This window comes from Algoriphagus mannitolivorans DSM 15301 (genome assembly GCF_000429425.1).
Taxonomy (GTDB): domain Bacteria; phylum Bacteroidota; class Bacteroidia; order Cytophagales; family Cyclobacteriaceae; genus Algoriphagus; species Algoriphagus mannitolivorans.
Window position 1 is genome coordinate 1 of the sequence record NZ_AUBV01000005.1, and the last position, 20,557, is coordinate 20,557.

A 20,557-nucleotide genomic window follows, 5' to 3' on the forward strand; every position below is an offset into this window, starting at 1 on the left:
TGGCATAGCTGAGCAGTACTAATTGCCCGAAAGCTTGCCTACCGTTTGTTACAGTTTCTACGAGATATGTTAAAAGACCGGAGACGGAAGTCAGAAGACTGAAGCTCCAAGTCAGAACACAAGATATTAGATGCAGGCTGATCACCGATCACTGCATACTTACAAATTAGGCGGCCTAGCGCAGGGGTCCCACCTCTTCCCATCCCGAACAGAGAAGTTAAGCCCTGCAGCGCCGATGGTACTGGGGTTACACCCGGGAGAGTAGGTCGCCGCCACATTATTCAAGCCTCAGCTTTACAGCTGGGGCTTTTGTGTTTTATAACAAATAGCAAATAGCAATAGGCAAAAGGGAAGTACCAAAAGGCTAGAGACAAAAAGCAAGGTTCAAGAAGTGCTTTTAGGTTTCCTACTGGGATTTTGTTTTTTAATCGTGTATTTAGCCTTTTTCAATTCTTGATTTTTTCATTTTTCCTAGTTTGCTTTTATCAATCCATAATTCCGTTTCATTTTAGGGAATATTGTTGCAGTTTTGCACCAAATCATCACGGATGTCTGTTTTATTTAAAAACCTCAGTTTTGTAGGTGGGGGTAAAATTAACTCTCCTGCCAATTTCATCTTGGAAGGAAAATCTCTCCAACCAGCGCCTTCCGAAATTGACCTTGATAAGTTTGAAATTATTGACTGCAAAGGCTTTTTGGCATCGAAAGGCTGGATTGATCTAAGATGTGGATTAGGGGAGCCGGGACAAGAATACCGTGAAAGCATTGATTCTTTAGCTTCTTCCTTAACTGAATCTGGTTTTGTAAAAGCGGTAATAATGCCGAATACTGAACCAGTTCTTCAATCAAAAAATGAGGTTGATTTTGTCCTAAATAAATCTAAAAAATTCCCTGTGGAATTTGAGGTCATGGGAGCTGTGACCAAGAATACATTAGGTGATGACCTGACGGAAATCTTGGATATGCATTTTCAATCCGGTGTCAGAATCTTTGGTGATGGTATTAAAACCCTTTCTAATTCTGATCGGTACATGAAGATTCTTCAATACCTTCAGAAATTTGACGGGGTGCTTTTTGACCATGCTTACGATCCACTTTTAGCTATTTTTGGCCAAATGCATGAAGGTGAAATTTCAACCAAATTAGGAATGAAAGGTATTCCTAGCCTGTCTGAATATGTGGCCATTCAAAGAAATCTTGAAATTATTCGCTATACAGGAGGGAAGGCTCATTTTCAGACGATTTCCACTGCTCAAGGCGTTGATTTAATTAGAAAGGCTAAAGCTGAAGGGCTTAACGTAACAGCAGATATTTCGATTTATCAATTGATATTTAAAGATTCCGATTTAGTTGACTTTGACCCCAATTATAAAGTTAAGCCTCCGTTTAGAGGAGGATCTGATAGGTCGGCTCTAATCGCAGGATTGAAAGATGGTACTATTGATGCCATTGTTTCAAACCACCAACCACAAGATTATGACTCTAAATTCGCAGAGTTCGATTTAGCCTCTTTCGGGATGGCGGGTTTGCAGACTTTTTTGCCAGCTATGGCCATACTGTCAAAAGAATTGGGATGGGAATTGTTGATAGAAAAAATTACTGATGGCCCTACAATGATTGTAGGCAGAACTCCTGAATCTTTCACCATTTGGAACCCTGAAGAAGGTTGGAGATTTGATGAAAAATCTAACAAGTCCCTTTCTTCTAACAACCCTTGGTTTGGACAAGAGCTAAATGGAAAGGTGAAATTCGTTGTGTATGAAGGAAATTTGATCCGAATAGATGAATAAATATCTGAAAACTGCCTACCAATTTGGAATTTTGGGAGGGCTACTCAGTGTAATTTCCTTTTACATTCTTTCCTTTCTAAATCCTGATCCTAGTAACTTAAATCTTGTATTTGGCTATTTAGTCATTCCTTTTGCTGTTTTTTTAGCTATCAAGTTCTTTAAAGAATACAATAACAACGGGTATTTATCCTTTGCTGAGGGAATGACAGTAGGCTTTGTGACTTATACACTAATAGGTATAATTTCCTGTCTAGGGATTTGGGTAATCCTGCTTTCCATGCCGGATTTTTTCGAAGTTATAAAAGCCTCCAAGCTTATGGTCTTAGAGGAAAATAAGGATGTTATTATTGATCAAGTAGGGCAAAACTCCTATCAGGTTACTCTTCAGAGTATCTCGGACCTTTCTCCTTGGAATGTGGCTCTGAATGATGGGATTTGGAAAATCATCCCGGGAATGTTTTTCAGCATTATTATTTCTATTATTTTAAGGAAAAATCAAACGTAAATTTTATGGAAGAGCAAGTACAATCACCTTTTCAGGCTGCTGTTAAGCCAGGGCTTACCATAGGTCTAGTTGCTTTAGCAATCACCTATGTAGCCTATTTCATTGACTCCACACTTTTGGCTTCCGGTTGGTTTGGGCTGGTCGCAATAGTCATCTTCTTTGTTTTGATTATCTATTTTGGAAGACAATATAGAACTGAACTCGGTGGGTTTATGACTTTCGGAACTGCATTTAATTTCAGTTTCATCACCATGATTATCTCAGGCTTGGTTTCCTTGGTAGGGCAGATTTTGCTTTATCAGGTGATTGATCCGGATTTACCGCAAGTTTTGGCCGACCTGACTTTTGAGAATAGCTTGAGTATGATGGAAAAATTCGGAGCCAATCCGGATTCCTTAAGTCCAGCTCAGCTTGAAGAAATTCGTGAAAGCTCTTCTTCCAACTTTACTTTGGCCGGTCAATTGAAAGGCTTTGGCTTTGGATTGATTGCATATGCCATAATTGCATTAATTTTGGGAGCTGTTCTAAAAAAACGCGATAAATCCCTCGATTATTAATTCATGATTCAAATCTCTGTCGTAATCCCAGTTTTTAACGAAGAAGAATCTTTGCCGGAATTAACTCATTGGATCAGCCGTGTGATGGATACACACGGCTTTTCTTATGAAATAATTTTAATCAACGATGGTAGTACTGACCGTTCTTGGGAGGTTTTGCAGGAATTGTCTCTTCGAAATAATCGGATCAAAGGACTTAATTTTACGAGAAACTACGGTAAATCGGCTGCTTTGGACGCTGGGTTTAAACGAGCACAAGGGGAAGTAGTCATAACCATGGACGCGGATCTTCAGGATAGCCCTGATGAGATCCCAGATCTCTATAAAATGGTCAAAGATGGTTTGGATGTGGTCTCTGGCTGGAAAAAAGAGCGCCATGACCCTATTTCCAAAACCATTCCTTCAAAGTTTTTCAATGGGGTGACTCGCTGGATATCCGGAATTCAGCTCCATGATTTTAACTGTGGTCTAAAAGCATATCGAAATAAGGTAGTAAAAAATATTACCGTCTACGGAGAAATGCATCGCTATATCCCGCTATTGGCAAAGTGGAGTGGATTTCCCAAAATTGGCGAAAAAGTAGTCCAACATCAGGCCAGGAAGTATGGTTACTCCAAATTCGGCTTAGAACGCTTTTTAAATGGTTTTTTAGACCTGATCACCGTGTCCTTCGTCCATAAGTACAAAAAGAAGCCTATGCACTTCTTTGGTCTTTTAGGGACGTTTTCCTTTATGACAGGATTCCTGATTACCCTTTGGCTGATTTTTGATAAAATCTATTCCCTGAGGAATGGAATGAAAGTCCGTGAAATAGTAGATCAACCTTTGTTTTTTCTCGCGCTAGTGGCGCTGATCATCGGTGTTCAGTTGTTTGTGACGGGCTTTATTGCAGAACTGATGACATCCAGTCAATCCAAAGAGGCTGAATACAAAATCGACGAAGAGATCAATTTCGATTTCTGATGTTTTTTTCCATTATCATCCCGGTTTACAATCGCCCTCAGGAATTAGAGGAATTGTTGGAATCCATTGCCTTGCAAAGCTTCAGGGATTTTGAAGTGATAGTGGTGGAAGACGGTTCTTCTGTTACGGCTGAAGAAGTGGTGTCACGCTTCGCTCCTAAAATTGAGCTTCAGTATTTTTATCAAGAAAATACTGGTCAGGGATTCGCAAGAAACTTTGGAATGCGTCAAGCCAAAGGTGAATTTTTTGTGATCTTGGATTCAGACGTTTTACTTCCAAAGGAATATCTCAAGATAGTTTATGAAGGGATTTTTAGCAGAAAACTGGATGCCTTTGGAGGGCCTGATGCAGCAGACTCTGACTTTTCAGACCTCCAAAAGGCTATGGATTTTGCCATGACTTCCTTTTGGACAACAGGAGGGATTCGCGGTAAGCTAAAAGATCCTTCAAAATATCAGGCCAGAGGATACAACATGGGCGTTTCTAAAGATGTGTTTTTGGCTACTCAAGGCTTTGTGGACCCCAATCAAGGAGAAGACATCGAATGGAGTATACGAATCAAAAAATCTGGGTTTAACCTTGAACTGATCCAAGAAGCTTTTGTCTATCACAAGCGTAAAAATACTCTAGTAAGCTTCGCTAAACAGGCCTTTTCCTTTGGGAGAAATCGGGTAAATGTCTCTAGATTTCATCCTGAGGCCATCAAATTGGTTCATTGGATGCCTTCGTGTTTTTTAGTCTTTATCCTCTCCTTGCCAGTGTTTGCTTTGGGCTATCCTTTTCTTTTCAAGGTTCAATTAGCTTTTTTGGCGTCTTGGATTTTAGCAGTGATATTTAGTGCTTTCTCTCGATACAAGTCTATGCAAGTTGTGTTTTTAAGCCTTTTGGCCTCCATCACTCAGCTTTTATCTTATGGACTTGGCCTGATTTACGAATGGCTTAGAAAAATATTTAGAGGTTAAATTCCCTTTTTGCACACGAAAATAATTTCATCGGGTGCCAAGGCATATCGTTTTACTTTTTCTTCAGGAAGATCTTTGACAAATCTATTTTCCTCAATTTGAAGTCCAGATTTTCTCAGCCTTTCGGCATAATCCTTTCCGAATTTGCGCACATGATCTCTTTGTCCGAAAATTCTTTCTCTTTCGGCAGGATCAGTGATACTTTTGTCTTCAAGCGTTTTTTCCAAATTATACACTGGGGACTGAAGGATGCCCCAGCCTCCCGGTTTTAGGACTCGATTGAACTCCGAGCAGGCCAGAATATCGTCCTCAACATGTTCCAGCACGTGGTTGCAAAAGACCACATCGAAGGTGTTTTCTGGAAATGGAATAGAGTGGATATCCATTTTCACTTTTGCTAAAGGAGATTCAATATCAGCTGTGATATAATCCAGATTAGACAAGTCTTCAAATCGACCAATAAAACAATGTTCCGGAGCCACATGAAGGACCTTCAGGTCTTGAGTGAAGAAGTTTGTCTTTTCCTTCAAAAATAGCCACATCAGTCTATGCCTCTCCAAAGCCAAACAATTTGGACAAAGTGCATTTTCTCTGGCAATCCTGCCATATGGAAGAAATTTCTTGTATTGCTTAGAACAGACTGGACACTCTACTTCATTTCCTTGATTAATTAGCGCGAATCCCTTCATGACCAAAGGGCTGACTTGTTGCAATACAGGTCTTGGAATATAGCGGATTATTAAGCTGATGAGTTTCTTCATGGCGATTTCAGCCTGCAAGATAAGGAATCAAATCCTGATCACTGAAATCCAATACGAATCGAATCTTTGAAAAATCGTGACTCTTGAAATTTATGATCAAAAAAAAGGCGGTTAAATACCGCCTTCATTTTCTTTAATATAAGCTTCCAGTTTTTCAATTTTCTTTTCCAGTTTTTCAATCGCCTTTACTTTTCCGTTGATCTTATTGGTGATTTTTTCAACGTCATTCGGGGAGAGTTTGCCTGCATTGTTATCTTTTTCAAATTTGGTTCTCATTTTTTCTAGTTTCCCCTGCTCTTTTAGGAGCTTTTCCAATGATTTTCCCAAATCAATTTTTGCTTTCTGAAGCTTTTGGGTGTTTTTCATTGCTGCCTTTTGCTCCTTTGTAAGTTCTGAAGTCTGAGCTGAGGAGGTTAAGGGCATGCCCACAAACCCAAGGAATATTAAGCTTGCGATAAAGAAGATTCTTTTCAAATTGTTCATTGGTAATAAGTTTTTGTTTTAGAAATATAGTCAAATAGACTATTTAAAATTGGTGATTTTTCACTGCTTGTCAGATGAATAAAATCATGTTAATCTTTTTGTTTAGGAGACCTGCCTGCTTTTTTTAAGGCTTCGTTTATGATCCATTCCAATTGACCATTAGTGCTTCTAAACTCGTCAGCGGCCCATTTTTCCAAAGCTTTTAAGGTCTCTTCTTCCAGTCTCAATGCAAAGGCTTTTTTCTTACTCATAAAAGTCCTCCTCTCGCCAATTATCGATGAAAGTCTTCAGTTCTTTGGCTTTTTGAGTTCCGAGCATAATCTTCTTCTTTTCACCTGTATCAATCAAAAGTCCCTGATCACCTAGGACACTGTAAGCTTTGGTGGTGCTGTTGCCTTTCAGTCCCCAGCCTCCATAGTCTGAAATGGGGCTATAGGTAATAACCTCTATGCTTTTCACGTCATTTTTCTGGATGGATTTCCATTTGGAAAAAAAAGGGACATAGCGGTATTTGATGGTACTGGAGTCAATTCTAGTTTCTAGCTTAATCCACATCAGAAACATGAAAATTGAGCCCATGATCAAAAAAATCATGGGGATTACCCAGATGGCTTCTTGAGAATCAGGTTTCGACGTCCAAATAACCGTCCCCACGACGATCAACATGGGGAGCTCAATGATTAATATTAAATACATGAGCCAGGTTCCACGGTAAGTTTGGACTTCCTTGAAAATCATATTTGCCATTGTTCTAATTTTTATTGGTGAAGAGTTCCCACATTCAGGACTGGACTTGCACTTTTATCAGAGCATAACACCACCATCAAATTGGAAACCATTGTTGCCTTTTTTTCTTCGTCAAATTCGATGATATCTTTCATTTTCAGATCTTCCAGGGCCATTTCTACCATCCCGACAGCACCTTCTACGATCTTCTGTCTGGCAGCTACGATCGCTGTAGCTTGCTGGCGCTGAAGCATGGCAGAAGCAATTTCGGAGGCATAGGCTAGGTGGGAAATTCTTGCTTCGATGACTTTGATTCCGGCATGATTAAGTCTATCGATGATTTCAGCTTCTAGGGAATGGTTTACTTCTTCGACGCCGGATCTTAGGGTAACTTCTGCTTCCTCATCTTCGAAGTTGTCATAAGGGTAGAGTCCTGCCATTTTTCGTACGGCAGCATCAGTTTGTAAGTGCACAAAATTCTCATAATCTTCTACCTCGAACGTAGCTTTGAAGGTATTTTCTACTTGCCAAACCACAATAGTGCCGACCATTACTGGGTTGCCTATTTTATCATTGACTTTTAAAGGTTTGTTTTCAAAGTTGCGGACTCGAAGTGAAATTTTCTTTTTGGTCATGAATGGATTGACCCAAAAGAATCCATTGGCCTTGACTGTGCCTTTGTAATCACCAAACAGGAGAAGTACCATTGCCTTGTTAGGTTCGACAATGAAATAACCCGGAATTAGAAGGATGAATATGAATATAGATGCAATTCCTGGGATCACCAGTCCATTAGCCAAGGTGTAAACGGCAGCTACAATGACCGCTAAATGCATAACTAATATGGCATAGCCTGAGGTGGGTTTGGTTATTTTTTCCATTTCAATATGATGTTATAATGATATCACATTAATATACGTCATCATGGATTAACTTGTTGCCGTTTGGACAAAAAAAATCCTCCGAGGCTTTCGGAGGATTGTCTTAATCAGGTGATTTTATTTCTTTTTAAAGAGAGAGTCTACAAATTCCTTTCGGTTAAAGATCTGTAGATCAGTCATTTTTTCTCCCACTCCGATGTATTTAACCGGGATTTTGAATTGATCGGAGATTCCAATGACTACTCCTCCCTTGGCTGTTCCATCCAGTTTGGTAATGGCTAGGGAAGTTACTTCAGTGGCTTTGGTGAATTCCTTTGCTTGGATAAAAGCATTTTGTCCAGTAGAACCATCCAGGACAAGCATGATTTCGTGGGGTGCATCCGGGATAAACTTTTGCATCACCCGTTTGATTTTGCTCAGTTCATTCATGAGATTGACCTTCGTGTGGAGTCTTCCTGCGGTATCCACGATGACTACATCTGCCTGAGTATCCACGCCTTGTTTGACTGCGTCAAATGCCACAGAGGCAGGGTCTGTATTCATTCCGTGAGAAACCACCGGTACACCTACTCGATTTCCCCATAGGATCAATTGATCCACGGCAGCAGCCCGGAAGGTGTCAGCAGCTCCCAGAATCACCGATTTGCCGGCTGATTTGAAGAGATTGGCAAGTTTCCCAATGGTGGTGGTTTTCCCAACCCCATTGACTCCCACTACCATGATGACGTAAGGCTTTTTTCCCGCTGGAATTTCAAAGTCCAGAAAGTCCTGGGTGTTGTTTTCTTCAAGCAGAGCTGCTACTTCTTCTCGCAGAATCGCATCCAATTCTCCGGTATTGAGGTATTTATCTTTAGCAACTCTCTCTTCAATTCTTCGAATGATTTTAATGGTAGTGTCTACTCCCACATCAGAGGTGATGAGAATTTCTTCCAGTTCATCCAGGATTTCCTCATCTACCTTGGATTTCCCGACTACTGCTTTACTGAGTTTAGAAAATAAATTCTCATTGGTCTTTTGTAGCCCCTGATCAAGACTTTCTTTTTTTTCCTTCGAAAAGAAACCAAAGATTCCCATGTTTGAATTGAATTTTAAAAGTGGAATATAACGAAAAAGTCCCTACTGATTCATTTCAGAGGGACTTGAATAAATTACGATGCGCTTGGCAAATTATTTTTTCAAAGTGTCCTGTACCATTGTGGAAGGAACCATTTCTTCTTTGAAGGTGTAGGCACCAGTCTTGTCAGACTTCACGGCACGGATTACTTTGGCGTAAGACACGCCACCTTCTTTTTTCAGGGTTGCTACTACTTTCTTAGCCATTTTTTTGTCGTTTATATGGGATCAAACCCAAGCTAAATTACTTAATTTCTTTATGAACAGTCACTTTCTTCAGGATTGGGTTGAATTTCTTCAATTCCAATCTTTCTGTAGTGTTCTTTCTGTTTTTGGTAGTGATATATCTTGAAGTACCTGGCATGCCTGAGTTCTTATGCTCTGTGCATTCCAAAATCACTTGTACTCTATTTCCTTTCTTAGCCATCTCGGTGTTGATTTAAGGGACTGTGACTTTGATTATTTGATTACAATCATGCCGTTATCCTGAGCTTCTTTCAAAACTGCAGAGATACCTTTCTTGTTGATTGTCTTCAGTGCTTTGGTGCTCACTTTAAGAGTGATCCATGCGTCCTCCTCAGGTACGTAGAAGCTCTTCTTATGAAGATTTGGGTAGAATCTACGCTTGGTCTTGTTGTTTGCATGGGACACGTTGTTACCTACTCGAGGTCTTTTTCCGGTAATGTCACAAACTTTTGCCATGATTATGTATCGTAATTGGTATGCGTTTCTGTAATGAGTCTGCAAATATCGGAACTTTTTGGGAATTAACAACAAAGGGGTTTAAAAATATTCCCAATAGAAATTACACTTTTGGATAGGGGCAGTGTTTGCACCCAGAGCCACAGCAATAGCCTCTTTTTAAATGATATTTCGCGGTAAAAACCATCAATCCGGCTTCGTTGAGGTAGTAGTCTTCTGAAGTTAATTTGGGGAAAGGGTTCTTCTCTGGTTTCATGGATGCCCAACAGGGTTTCATTATATTTGGTGCAAATTTACTAAAACCCAAACAATCGAAACTATGGTGAATATAAACTCCAGCAATCAGGCAATTGAGTTAGAAAACAAGTATGGGGCGCACAATTATCATCCTTTGCCGGTAGTCCTTGCCAAAGGGGAGGGAGTTTATCTTTTCGACGTAGAAGGAAAAAAATATTACGATTTTCTATCTGCTTATTCTGCAGTCAACCAAGGGCACTGTCATCCGAGGATTTTGGGAGCTATGGTCGAGCAAGCAGGAACTCTTACGCTTACCTCCAGGGCTTTTTATAATAATATGTTGGGTCCATACGAGAAGTATATCACGGAGTATTTTGGCTTCGATATGGTTCTTCCCATGAATACCGGTGCAGAGGGTGTAGAAACTGCACTCAAAATCGCAAGAAAGTGGGGGTATGAGAAAAAAGGAGTTCCCCAGAACAAGGCTAAAATAATCGTGGCTGAAAATAATTTCCACGGCCGTACGACTACGATTATCTCTTTTTCGAATGATGAAAATGCCCGAAAAAACTTCGGCCCATTTACAGAAGGGTTTATTCGCATACCTTATAATAATATAGAAGCTCTTCAAGAAGCATTAAAAACGGAGGGAGTGGTGGCATTTTTGGTTGAACCCATTCAAGGAGAGGCCGGTGTATATACCCCAGATGAGAATTATATTCGTTTGGCTAAGGAGGCTTGCGCAGCACAAGGGGTACTTCTAATAGCAGATGAGATCCAGACTGGTATTGCCAGAACAGGATCACTTCTGGCTGTCTGTGGTAATTGTTCCTGTGAAGGGCACTGCGAGCGACAAGAGACCTACACCAAGCCTGATATGCTGATCTTAGGAAAGGCTCTTTCAGGAGGATTTTACCCTGTTTCGGCAGTTCTTGCGGATAAAGCTGTTATGGAAGTAATTAAACCCGGTCAACACGGCTCAACTTTCGGAGGTAATCCTCTTGGGGCCAAGGTAGCCATTGCGGCTCTGGAAGTGGTTAGGGATGAAAAATTGGCTCAGAACGCTCGGAAGCTCGGAAGGATTTTTAGAGAGCGAATGCAGCAAATGGTGGATAAGTATCCTATCGCTAAGCTCGTGAGGGGAAAAGGATTGCTGAACGCAGTGGTGATCAATGATTCACCGGATAGTTCTACAGCCTGGGATATCTGCGTTAGCCTGGCAGAGCATGGTTTGCTGGCTAAACCAACCCACGGAAATATCATCCGATTTGCACCGCCTTTAGTCATGACCGAAGACCAGATTCACGAATGTTGTGATATTATTGAAAAAGTAATCTCCAATTTCAATAAATAACTTTCCTAAGGCACCTTCTAATTCACTTTGGGGTTTTACCCAAAGTGAATTCTTTATTTCATTACTCAGCTTATGTCCAAAGCAGTCATTTTCGATATGGATGGCGTGATATGCCATACCAACCCATTTCATTCGAAAGCCTTCAAGATCTTTTTTGAAAAAAGAAACCTGTTTCCCACAGAGGAGGATTTTGCAGCTCATATGTATGGCAAGAACAATGGCTATATCCTCAGTCATTTTTTGGGAAGAAAGATTGAGGGCGAAGAGCTTTTGATGCTAGAAGACGAAAAAGAAAGCTTGTTTCGGGAGATCTATAAACCTAATGTAGAGCCAATTTCAGGCTTCATGGACTTTTTTAAAGGGATAAGATCGATTGGACTAAAGACCGGTGTTGCGACTTCAGCTCCATTCGCTAATCTGGAATTGATTGCCGGGCATTTGGACTTATTTCCGCATTTGGAATCTGCCCTCGCCAGTGAGCATGTCCAAAAACATAAGCCGGATCCGGAGGTTTACCTCAAGACAGCCAAGAATCTTTCCTTTGACCCTTCTGATTGCCTGGTTTTCGAAGATTCTTTTTCTGGAGTAATGGCAGCCAAAAATGCAGGGATGAAAGTGGTTGGCGTCCTTTCTACGCATGACAAAAAAGACCTCCCCCCCTGTGAAGCCTATATTTCAAGTTATTTTGAAATTTCACCAGCCGATGTTGTGCAGCTGCTATCCTAGAGTTTTTGGGTACTGAAGATCCCTTTCATGTGAGTGCGATAAAGGATTTAGGGGTGATTATGTGTTTCTATATTTTTAGAATTTGAGGAGAAGATAGCTCAAGACTTGTTTTTGAAATTAAATGTTTAAGCCTCTCATTTTCAGGTTTTATTCTTGGTGAACTGTAGCTTTTTTTTGGCGAGGTAATAATTCCTTAACATTCTATTCATCGTAAGGAAATCTCCCAAGTCGACTTTTGCACCGCTGTATAAAAACTATCTTCCTGTATGCGGATCAAATTCTCCGCAGCCTTGGCATTATTTGTCATGGTCTCAATTGGCACTTTTGCAAGGAGTGCTGAAAATGACTCGCTGCCTGAAAAAAATCCAGAACCCGTGAAAGCGGCTTCGTGGTATGACAAAATTCAAATCAGAGGCTATGCTCAGTTTCGGTATAATGGCCTATTTGTAACCAACCCGGACCTGAAATGCGATCAGTGTGATAAATCCTGGGGTGGAGAGCCGGGCTTCTTCTTTCGAAGAATCCGATTTGTGTTTTTTGGACAAATCCATCCAAGGGTTTATTTCTACATCCAGCCTGACTTCGCTTCGGGAGGGGGGAATTTTGGGCAAATCCGAGATGCATACATTGACCTCGGCCTGGATGAGAAAAATGAATTTAGAATCAGGTTTGGTCAATCTAAAATGCCTTTTGGGTTTGAAAACCTTCAATCCAGTCAAAACCGACTCCCTCTTGACAGGGATGATGCCTTGAACTCAGGTCTTCCAAATGAGCGGGATTTAGGGGTTTTGTTTTATTATGCCCCTGAAAAAATCCGAAAGAGGTTTAGCTATTTGACTTCTTCTGGTCTAAAAGGTTCCGGAGATTATGGGGTATTTGGTTTGGGGATTTATAATGGCCAAGGGCCGAACAATCTGGATCAAAATGAGACTTTTCATGTAGTCTCTAGATTGACTTACCCTTTTCAACTTGCCTCAGGTCAAATCATAGAAGGTTCCTTGCAGGCTTATGCAGGCAAATATGTGATTCCAAGAAATCCAAAGACTGATTTTGATCAGACTGAATTTAGGGATTTTAGGTATGGTCCTTCCTTGATTATTTATCCTCAGCCGTTTGGTCTTCAGATGGAATACAATTGGGGTAGAGGGCCAGAGTACGACCCGGAAATCAAAGATGTCAAAGAAGCTGCACTCGGTGGCGGTTATGTTTTGGCCAGCTATATGATCAAATCAGGAACGAGAACTTTTATCCCGTTTTCCAGATATCAATATTATAAAGGAGGAAAGAAGTTTGAACTGGATGCCACTAAGCATCGAGTAAAGGAATTGGAAATCGGAGTGGAATGGCAGTTCAATAAGAATTTTGAATTGGTGACTATGTACACAGTATCCAATAGGACATTTGAAAATTCGCTAAACCCGGATAACACTCAAAAGGGAAGTCTCTTGCGGCTACAGGCTCAGGTCAATTTCTAAATTGGAAATCCAATGATAGTAGAGGTGGCAGTTAAAAAGCCACCTCTTTTTGTTTTTGTCAGGGAAAGTGGCTTCGCTTAATTAGTTTTGTCCAAATAATTTCAATACTCATGCAGAGAAGACCCAGAAGAAATCGGAAGTCAGAGTCGATTCGAGGACTCGTAGAAGAAACTCAGGTTTCAGTCAAAGACCTTATTTTTCCTTTGTTCCTAGTAGATGGACATCATAAGCAGATTGAAGTGAGTTCTATGCCGGGGATTCATCGGTATTCCATTGATTTGATGCTCAAAGAGATTGAGTCCTGTATGAATTTAGGGATAATGGCATTTGATGTTTTTCCAGCTTACCCGGAATCATTAAAAGATGCTGTGGCTTCTGAGAGTTATAATCCCGAGACTTTTTACCTGAAAGCACTTCGAGAGATCAAAAAGCAGTTTCCGGAAATATGCCTCATGTCAGACGTGGCGATGGATCCTTATAGTAGTGATGGTCATGACGGTTTGGTGAAAAATGGCAAGATTTTAAATGATGAAACACTGGAGATTCTCGGAAGAATGTCTTTGGCTCAGGCAGATGCTGGAGTGGATATTCTAGGTCCATCAGATATGATGGATGGAAGGGTGGGATACATCCGGGATATGTTGGATGAAAATGGGTTTACAGACACTTCCATTATGTCCTACACTGCGAAATATGCAAGTGCATTTTATGGACCTTTTAGAGATGCTTTGGACTCTGCTCCTAAGTTTGGTGATAAAAAGACCTATCAAATGAATCCTGCCAATTCTCAGGAGGCCCTTATTGAAGCAGATTTGGATATGGAGGAAGGTGCTGACTTCCTTATGGTAAAGCCTGCTTTGAGTTATTTGGATGTGATCAAATTATTGAGCGATAATTATCCTCTTCCAATTGCAGCTTACAATGTTTCAGGAGAATATAGTATGGTAAAAGCCGCTGCAGAAAAGGGTTGGTTGGATTATGAGCGAAGTATGCAGGAAATTTTACTTTCCATAAAGCGATCTGGAGCAAAAATCATCCTGACCTACTTTGCTAAAGATTTTGCGAAGCTATTGAAGTAGTCTATAGGTTTATTTTGTGCTTGAAATCCCGAGAAATCGGGATTTTTTTTGATCTAGGGGTTTTTAATACCCTATGTTTAAGATCATTTTAGGTTTTTTTGAAATCAGTGGGTAAAAAAATAATCAAGAATTTAAAAATTTATGTTTTTGATAATTCAATGAAATGAATTAAAATTCTGTTAAAAGTCAAAAATCAGAATAATCTTTTAAAATATGTTCTAAATACTAGAATAAAGATTTTTTGAGGCTCTTCGTAATCGTTTCCAGAAAATATTCTATAAAAATTCAAAATATTATTTTTTGATAAACATGGGTCTTGAAATAGGCTGTTTTGTTATAAAAATTGAAAAAATTGAAATTTTTGGTTCAAAAATGATCAGTAAAAACTTGAAATATTGTAATAGTTTCAAAAACTGGTTTGTTTTTTTGCTTTTATAATAATTACATTGGTTATGAGATTTTGGTCTCAAGCTTACATTAAATTCTGAAAAACGTTCAAAATCTAACCTAAAACCTATGATGTATTTCGCACCCCTGTTGGCTGATGAAATGGCCGCGATGGATCTGTCGGTGGAGCTTTCCAAAAACCTTCTGACGACAAACAATGTATGGATGATGCTTTCTACGGCCTTGGTGTTTATCATGCACCTTGGATTTGCTGGAGTAGAAGCAGGATTTGGCCAAGCCAAAAACACAGTAAATATCTTATTTAAGAATACCATTACACCGATCATCGGGATTATATCCTATGCTGCCATCGGTTTCTACCTCATGTATCCTGGTTTTGAAGTTCCCGGATGGTTGGCTTTTGATGCTGCTGGCTGGAATTTGTTTTGGTTTGCACCCTCCACAGCCGATGTGTCTGCAGCTTATGCTGATGCCGGTTATACCTATTGGACTGATTTCCTGTTTCAGGCCATGTTTGCCGCTACCGCTGCTACCATTGTCTCGGGCGCGATCGCAGAGCGAGTAAAATTAGGAGCATACCTCATCTTCACCCTTTTCTTTGTGGGAATTGTATACCCGATCATCGGAAGTTGGAAATGGGGCGGTGGTGCCTTGGATGACATGGGATTCTATGATTTTGCGGGTAGTACCTTAGTCCATTCAGTTGGTGGATGGGGAGCTCTTGCGGGTGTGATCTTGGTCGGTCCCCGTATCGGAAAATATGTAAATGGGAAGACCGTAGAAAAGCCGGGAGCCAGTGTTCCATTGGCCGTGATTGGCGTATTCTTGTTGTGGTTGGGATGGTTCGGATTCAATGGCGGATCAGTCCTTTCTGCTGACCCGGGATTGGTATCCTTTGTATTGGTAACTACCTCACTGGCAGCCTGCGCTGGAGGATTGGGGGGCTTTTTGGCAGCATATTTTGCTTTCAAAAGACTGGATTTGGGTATGGTGTTAAATGGTATTCTTGCTGGTCTGGTTTCTATTACCGCAGGTGCGGATGTGATTAATCCTGGTGGCGCAGTATTAGTAGGATTTATCGGAGGTATTCTTGTGGTGCTTTCTGCAGTCCTTCTGGATAGAGCCAAACTTGACGATGTAGTTGGTGCTGTTTCAGTCCATCTAACCTGTGGAGTTTGGGGTACACTTGCTGTAGGTCTTTTTTCTACCAATCCTGAGCATTCCTTTTTGACTCAGCTAATCGGTGTTGCCATCTGCGGTGTGACTGCATTTTCCGCTGCATTCGCCATCTTCTATGTATTGAAAAAGACTGTTGGAATACGAGTGTCTGAAGAGCACGAAAGAACCGGTCTTGATTCCCATGAACACGGGATCCGCGGATACACTATTGTATTCGACGAATAGTATAATCTCAAAAAAAAGAGCCCTGTCCGAAGAAAAAAACGCGACTCTCTTTCAACTGGACAAGGGCTCCGTCAGGTCAATTTATCGTTAACCATCACTCAAAATTAAAATGAAAAACTTATTTCTACTAATATTCTTAGTGGCTCTGTCCACCTCACAAATTGCATTTGCTCAAGAAGAAACCTCTGAAGAAGAAGGTACCTTGACTCTTTCTGGATCCATTGATGCGTATTTCAGAACCAACTTTAATGCTCCTAATAAAGGAGAAGGATTTCAGGCCCCTGCCTCATCATTCGGTAACCTTCCCGGCTTTTCATTGGGCATGGCTAATATTATTGCCACTTATGAAGGTAAAAAAGTAGGAGCTGTAGCTGACTTGGTTTTCGGGCCAAGAGGAGAGGATGCTGTTTTTGGCTCTCCATTGTATGCCGGAGGAATGGCAGGTAGTTCCCAAATCTTAAACCAGCTCTATGTCTACTGGAATGTCTCTGATAAAGTGACGCTGACTATGGGTAACTTCAATACCTTCCTGGGATACGAAGTTATATCTCCAACGGCCAACTTCAACTATTCCACATCTTACATGTTCTCCTACGGTCCGTTTTCCCATACCGGCTTGAAGGCCAACTTCCAGTTGTCTGATAAGTTCTCCTTCTTGGCTGCCATAATGAATCCTACAGATATGACGGAATTCAACATGAATGGAACCTACACCATCGGAGGGCAATTGGGGTATTCCACAGATATTGGAAGTACATACCTAAATGTAGTCTATGGTGATCAGGATGGTAAGCTGACCAATGATGGAGGACTTTTCCCAGGTCAAACTTCACTCGGAAAAACCTTCCAAATCGATTTGACGACTGGTTTTGATCTCTCTGATGTTTTGTATTTGGGGGTGAATACCACCTATAATACCACCTCTTCCGGAGAAGTATTTACAGGGTCTGATATTCAAACTTCAAATGGAGATGGAGCTGGCTTCTATGGCTTTGCTGGCTATCTCCAGGCTAAGCCTAGTGATAAATTTGGGGTTGGTCTTCGTGGAGAATACTTCAGCGTATTTAACGGTGGACTTGACGGAGTGGTAAGCACTGATTCCAACGGAGATGGCAATGTGTTTGCTTTGACTCTCTCAGGAAATGCGAAAGTAGGCAAGAACCTTACGCTGATTCCTGAATTGAGATTGGATAATATGAGTGATAACTACTTTATGACTAAAGATCTGGCGCCATCTAAAAGCTTGGCATCCTTTCTTTTGGCCGCAGTATTCGCTTTCTAAAAAAAATATTTAAGGATATAAACAGGGTCTATTGTTAAAAAAAAGCCGGGGTGATTTTCACCTCGGTTTTTTCTTTTTAGGGGTAAATTCTTGATAATAGATTTCTATTTGATCGTGTTTTTAAGGAATTTTTTGTTTGAATTGAATATTTGAGTTAAAAAATAATCTACTGTTTGGGCTTTGTGTTAATTCGTTTTAAGAATTATATTCTTAAAATCTGGAATAAATCGTGAGATTCCATTGAGTTTTGAAACCAATGGGCTGAAAATTCTGTATATCTTGCAGGACCCAAATATACAGATATGAAAAAGCTGACCCTGTTTTCTGCATTGATGTTATTTTCCACCATGGCTTTCTCTCAGGATTTCCTGATAGGGCCCAAAGCTAAAAATTTGGCTGCAGGAAAGACTTTAGGACCTAGAATTACATTGGTAACGGAATCTTCTCCAGCTACTCTTCAAGGCCCAGCTGCCAAGAATACAGAAGTATGGATGAATAAGTCCACCAAGAAATTCAAAGTAAAATTTAGAGATACGATTGATAACCCAAAGGGACTGGAAGCTAAAAACAGTAATCCCTGGGATAAAAAAACAGGTACTGTGGAATCCAAGGCTGTCTATGAAGAGCCAAAGTCAATGAGGCCCAAAAAAGGCTGGATTCATTAAAAATTCAAAAACCGATCCTAGGATCGGTTTTTTTGTTTTATAGATCATGCTCTCTTTCGAGCATCAATATGGAACCTTGGGAGACGATGTAATACTTTTCTCCTTCATACATCACTTCATGAGCACCGGAAAGCAGAAAGATCGCTAAATCTCCTTCTTTGGCCTGAAGAGGAACATACTTTACCTTTTCTTCATTTTCCATCCAAGGCTCATGGTCTTCTACTGGCATTGGTATAGGATAACCTGGTCCTGCTTTGATGATATAGCCTTGCTGAACCTTTTCCTTTTCCTGAACACCAGGAGGAAGGTACAAGCCGGATCCAGTTTTCTCATTGGGTTTTTTCAATCTGATCAGTACCCGATCACCTACCACAATGAGTTTTTTCAATTTATTATCTGCGGTCAATTGCATCTGAGCCTCTTTGATTAGTGGAATGTCCTTAATTCAAAATTCTGATTGCTACTAAAATGAACGGCACCTGTTTTTCAACAGATGCCGTTTGAAGTTGGTCTAGTGAGAATTACTTCTTGTCCTCGTTAACTTCCTCATAGTCTACATCTGAAACTCCATCGCCGGAATTTTCAGCACCTGCACCTGCATCAGGACCTGGCTGAGCTCCACCCTGAGTGGCATTGTACATTTCTGTGGAAGCAGCTTCCCAAGCTTTGTTGAGATTTGCCATTGCTTCGTCAATTCCTTCCAGATTTTGAGATCCGTGTGCAGACTTCAAAGCCTCCAATGCGGAGTTGATATTTGCTTTATTTCCGTCAGAAAGCTTGTCGCCATATTCTTTCAGCTGCTTTTCAGTCTGGAAAATCAAGCTGTCGGCCTGGTTGAGCTTCTCGATCTTTTCCTTTTCGGCTTTGTCGGAAGCAGCATTAGCCTCAGCTTCTCGCTTCATTCTTTCGATATCATCTTGGGACAAGCCAGAAGATGCTTCGATTTTGATTTTCTGCTCTTTACCGGTTCCTTTATCTTTTGCGGATACATTCAAGATACCATTCGCATCGATGTCGAAAGTTACTTCGATTTGAGGAACACCTCTTGGTGCTGGCGGAATGTCAGAAAGCTGGAAACGACCAATTGATCTGTTGTCTTTTGCTAAAGGTCTTTCACCCTGAAGAACATGAATGTCTACTGCCGGCTGATTGTCAGCTGCAGTGGAGAATACCTCAGACTTTTTGGTAGGAATAGTGGTGTTTGCTTCAATCAATTTCGTGAATACCCCACCCATGGTTTCGATACCCAAAGAAAGCGGAGTAACGTCCAAAAGAAGAACATCTTTCACCTCACCGGTCAATACACCACCTTGGATTGCAGCTCCGATGGCTACTACTTCGTCAGGGTTTACACCTTTAGAAGGCTTCTTGCCGAAGAATTTTTCAACTTCTTCCTGAATTTTTGGAATTCTGGTAGATCCACCGACCAAGATCACTTCGTCGATGTCAGAGGCAGAAAGACCTGCATCCTGAAGGGCTTTTTTACATGGCTCCATGGATCTTCTCACCAAGCTTTCGGACAACTGCTCGAACTTTGCTCTGCTGAGGTTTCGCACCAAGTGCTTAGGTCCAGTCTGAGTTGCGGTGATATATGGCAAGTTGATCTCGGTGCTTGCAGAAGAAGACAATTCAATTTTCGCCTTTTCTGCAGCTTCTTTCAATCTCTGAAGAGCCATTGGGTCTTTTCTCAAGTCGATTTGCTCTTCAGCCTGGAATTCAGCTGCCAACCAGTCAATGATTACCTGATCAAAGTCGTCACCACCCAGGTGAACGTCGCCATTGGTGGATTTTACTTCGAATACACCGTCTCCAAGTTCCAAGATTGAAATATCGAAGGTACCACCACCAAGGTCATACACCGCGATTTTCATGTCTTGATTTTTCTTGTCCATCCCGTAAGCCAAAGCTGCTGCGGTCGGCTCGTTGATGATTCGTTTTACTTCCAAACCGGCGATCTGTCCAGCTTCTTTGGTTGCCTGACGTTCTGCGTCATTGAAGTATGCCGGTACTGTGATTACAGCTTCAGTTACAGTTTGACCCAAGAAGTCTTCTGCAGTGCTCTTCATTTTCTGAAGAATCATTGCTGAGATCTCCTGAGGAGTATAAGATCTGTCCCCGATTTTGATGGCAACAGTATCATTTGATCCTTGTTCTACTTTATAAGAAGCGTGTTTTTTCTCTGCTGATACTTCAGAGAATCTTTTACCCATGAATCTCTTCACGGAAGAAATGGTGTTTGCAGGGTTAGTGATGGCCTGACGCTTGGCAGGATCACCGACTTTGCGTTCTCCGTTGCCATTGTCCAAGAAAGCAACAATTGACGGAGTGGTTCTTCTTCCTTCACTGTTTTGGATGACTACAGGCTCGTTACCTTCCATTACTGCTACGCAGGAGTTGGTAGTACCTAAGTCAATGCCTATAATTTTTCCCATGATTATATATGTTTTTGTGTTTTCAGTTTGAATACAATCCCCTTTCTTCAAT

The 20,557-nt window shown here is 40.9% G+C and carries 24 protein-coding genes and 1 rRNA gene; 13 read left to right on the forward strand and 12 right to left on the reverse strand.

Features of this window, described 5'->3' with window-relative positions:
• The first annotated feature begins 166 nt into the window (after positions 1–166).
• The 6 genes from rrf (at position 167) to G458_RS0104675 (ending at position 4,777) form a co-directional block, all read left to right on the forward strand.
• A 5S ribosomal RNA gene (gene rrf, locus G458_RS0104650) occupies positions 167–278 on the forward strand.
• 270 nt (positions 279–548) lie between these two features.
• A complete protein-coding gene (locus G458_RS0104655) occupies positions 549–1,790 on the forward strand; it encodes a dihydroorotase (RefSeq protein ID WP_026950870.1) in 1,242 nt (413 codons plus the stop codon).
• Positions 1,783–2,295 carry a DUF4199 domain-containing protein gene (locus G458_RS0104660; protein WP_026950871.1) on the forward strand — a complete coding sequence of 171 codons (513 nt, stop codon included), beginning with the start codon at positions 1,783–1,785 and terminating at the stop codon, positions 2,293–2,295. The genes G458_RS0104655 and G458_RS0104660 overlap by 8 nt, the downstream gene beginning before the upstream one ends.
• Before the next feature lie 5 nt (positions 2,296–2,300).
• Positions 2,301–2,852: a DUF4199 domain-containing protein gene (locus tag G458_RS0104665; RefSeq protein WP_026950872.1), complete on the forward strand. Its 552-nt coding sequence runs from the start codon at positions 2,301–2,303 to the stop codon at positions 2,850–2,852.
• Between the two features lie 3 nt (positions 2,853–2,855).
• A complete protein-coding gene (locus G458_RS0104670) occupies positions 2,856–3,815 on the forward strand; it encodes a glycosyltransferase family 2 protein (RefSeq protein ID WP_026950873.1) in 960 nt (319 codons plus the stop codon).
• On the forward strand, positions 3,815–4,777 hold the full coding sequence (locus tag G458_RS0104675) for a glycosyltransferase (RefSeq protein WP_026950874.1): 963 nt from the start codon (positions 3,815–3,817) through the stop codon (positions 4,775–4,777). The genes G458_RS0104670 and G458_RS0104675 overlap by 1 nt, the downstream gene beginning before the upstream one ends.
• On the opposite strand, the gene G458_RS0104680 is transcribed toward G458_RS0104675, so the two are convergent.
• The 10 genes from G458_RS0104680 to G458_RS21860 form a co-directional block, all read right to left on the reverse strand.
• Entirely contained in the window at positions 4,774–5,538 is a 765-nt protein-coding gene (locus tag G458_RS0104680) for a class I SAM-dependent methyltransferase (RefSeq protein WP_026950875.1), read from the reverse strand. The genes G458_RS0104675 and G458_RS0104680 overlap by 4 nt on opposite strands.
• A 111-nt stretch (positions 5,539–5,649) precedes the next feature.
• Positions 5,650–6,021: a hypothetical protein gene (locus G458_RS0104685; RefSeq protein ID WP_026950876.1), complete on the reverse strand. Its 372-nt coding sequence runs from the start codon at positions 6,019–6,021 to the stop codon at positions 5,650–5,652.
• An 89-nt stretch (positions 6,022–6,110) separates the two neighbouring features.
• The gene (locus G458_RS21615) at positions 6,111–6,272 is read right to left on the reverse strand and encodes an Arc family DNA-binding protein (RefSeq protein WP_084438824.1); all 162 of its coding nucleotides are present in this window, start codon (positions 6,270–6,272) and stop codon (positions 6,111–6,113) included.
• Positions 6,265–6,768: a hypothetical protein gene (locus G458_RS0104695; protein WP_026950877.1), complete on the reverse strand. Its 504-nt coding sequence runs from the start codon at positions 6,766–6,768 to the stop codon at positions 6,265–6,267. Before G458_RS0104695 ends, G458_RS21615 begins: the two co-directional genes overlap by 8 nt.
• Positions 6,769–6,779: 11 nt before the next feature.
• Positions 6,780–7,628, reverse strand: coding sequence for an SPFH domain-containing protein (locus tag G458_RS0104700; protein WP_026950878.1), 849 nt, complete (start codon positions 7,626–7,628; stop codon positions 6,780–6,782).
• A gap of 117 nt (positions 7,629–7,745) precedes the next feature.
• Positions 7,746–8,702, reverse strand: a complete 957-nt coding sequence (gene ftsY / locus G458_RS0104705) for a signal recognition particle-docking protein FtsY (RefSeq protein ID WP_026950879.1) — start codon at positions 8,700–8,702, stop codon at positions 7,746–7,748.
• A 93-nt stretch (positions 8,703–8,795) separates the two neighbouring features.
• On the reverse strand, positions 8,796–8,948 hold the full coding sequence (locus tag G458_RS21620) for a DUF4295 domain-containing protein (RefSeq protein WP_084438825.1): 153 nt from the start codon (positions 8,946–8,948) through the stop codon (positions 8,796–8,798).
• Between the two features lie 37 nt (positions 8,949–8,985).
• The gene (rpmG, locus tag G458_RS0104715; protein WP_026950880.1) at positions 8,986–9,168 is read right to left on the reverse strand and encodes a 50S ribosomal protein L33; all 183 of its coding nucleotides are present in this window, start codon (positions 9,166–9,168) and stop codon (positions 8,986–8,988) included.
• A 32-nt stretch (positions 9,169–9,200) separates the two neighbouring features.
• Positions 9,201–9,443: a 50S ribosomal protein L28 gene (gene rpmB, locus G458_RS0104720; RefSeq protein WP_026950881.1), complete on the reverse strand. Its 243-nt coding sequence runs from the start codon at positions 9,441–9,443 to the stop codon at positions 9,201–9,203.
• A gap of 103 nt (positions 9,444–9,546) precedes the next feature.
• A complete protein-coding gene (locus tag G458_RS21860) occupies positions 9,547–9,699 on the reverse strand; it encodes a DUF5522 domain-containing protein (RefSeq protein WP_169719254.1) in 153 nt (50 codons plus the stop codon).
• A gap of 63 nt (positions 9,700–9,762) precedes the next feature.
• On the opposite strand from G458_RS21860, the gene rocD reads away from it, so the two are divergent.
• From rocD to G458_RS0104760, 7 genes are all read left to right on the forward strand, one after another.
• Positions 9,763–11,034 carry an ornithine--oxo-acid transaminase gene (gene rocD / locus G458_RS0104725; protein ID WP_026950882.1) on the forward strand — a complete coding sequence of 424 codons (1,272 nt, stop codon included), beginning with the start codon at positions 9,763–9,765 and terminating at the stop codon, positions 11,032–11,034.
• A 72-nt stretch (positions 11,035–11,106) separates the two neighbouring features.
• Complete coding sequence (locus G458_RS0104730; protein WP_026950883.1) at positions 11,107–11,760, forward strand: HAD family hydrolase; 654 nt, start codon at positions 11,107–11,109, stop codon at positions 11,758–11,760.
• 266 nt (positions 11,761–12,026) lie between these two features.
• Positions 12,027–13,235 carry a porin gene (locus G458_RS0104735; protein ID WP_026950884.1) on the forward strand — a complete coding sequence of 403 codons (1,209 nt, stop codon included), beginning with the start codon at positions 12,027–12,029 and terminating at the stop codon, positions 13,233–13,235.
• A gap of 110 nt (positions 13,236–13,345) precedes the next feature.
• A complete protein-coding gene (hemB, locus tag G458_RS0104740) occupies positions 13,346–14,314 on the forward strand; it encodes a porphobilinogen synthase (protein WP_026950885.1) in 969 nt (322 codons plus the stop codon).
• Between the two features lie 519 nt (positions 14,315–14,833).
• On the forward strand, positions 14,834–16,126 hold the full coding sequence (locus G458_RS0104750) for an ammonium transporter (RefSeq protein ID WP_157359717.1): 1,293 nt from the start codon (positions 14,834–14,836) through the stop codon (positions 16,124–16,126).
• 109 nt (positions 16,127–16,235) lie between these two features.
• On the forward strand, positions 16,236–17,408 hold the full coding sequence (locus G458_RS0104755; protein WP_026950887.1) for a porin: 1,173 nt from the start codon (positions 16,236–16,238) through the stop codon (positions 17,406–17,408).
• Between the two features lie 302 nt (positions 17,409–17,710).
• Positions 17,711–18,073 (forward strand): hypothetical protein, encoded by a 363-nt coding sequence (locus tag G458_RS0104760; protein WP_026950888.1) that lies wholly within the window; start codon positions 17,711–17,713, stop codon positions 18,071–18,073.
• 37 nt (positions 18,074–18,110) lie between these two features.
• Here G458_RS0104760 and G458_RS0104765 read toward each other — a convergent pair whose 3' ends face one another.
• The gene (locus G458_RS0104765) at positions 18,111–18,485 is read right to left on the reverse strand and encodes a co-chaperone GroES (protein ID WP_026950889.1); all 375 of its coding nucleotides are present in this window, start codon (positions 18,483–18,485) and stop codon (positions 18,111–18,113) included.
• Positions 18,486–18,594: 109 nt separating this feature from the next.
• Positions 18,595–20,505, reverse strand: a complete 1,911-nt coding sequence (gene dnaK / locus G458_RS0104770; RefSeq protein ID WP_026950890.1) for a molecular chaperone DnaK — start codon at positions 20,503–20,505, stop codon at positions 18,595–18,597.
• Between the last annotated feature and the right edge of the window lie 52 nt (positions 20,506–20,557).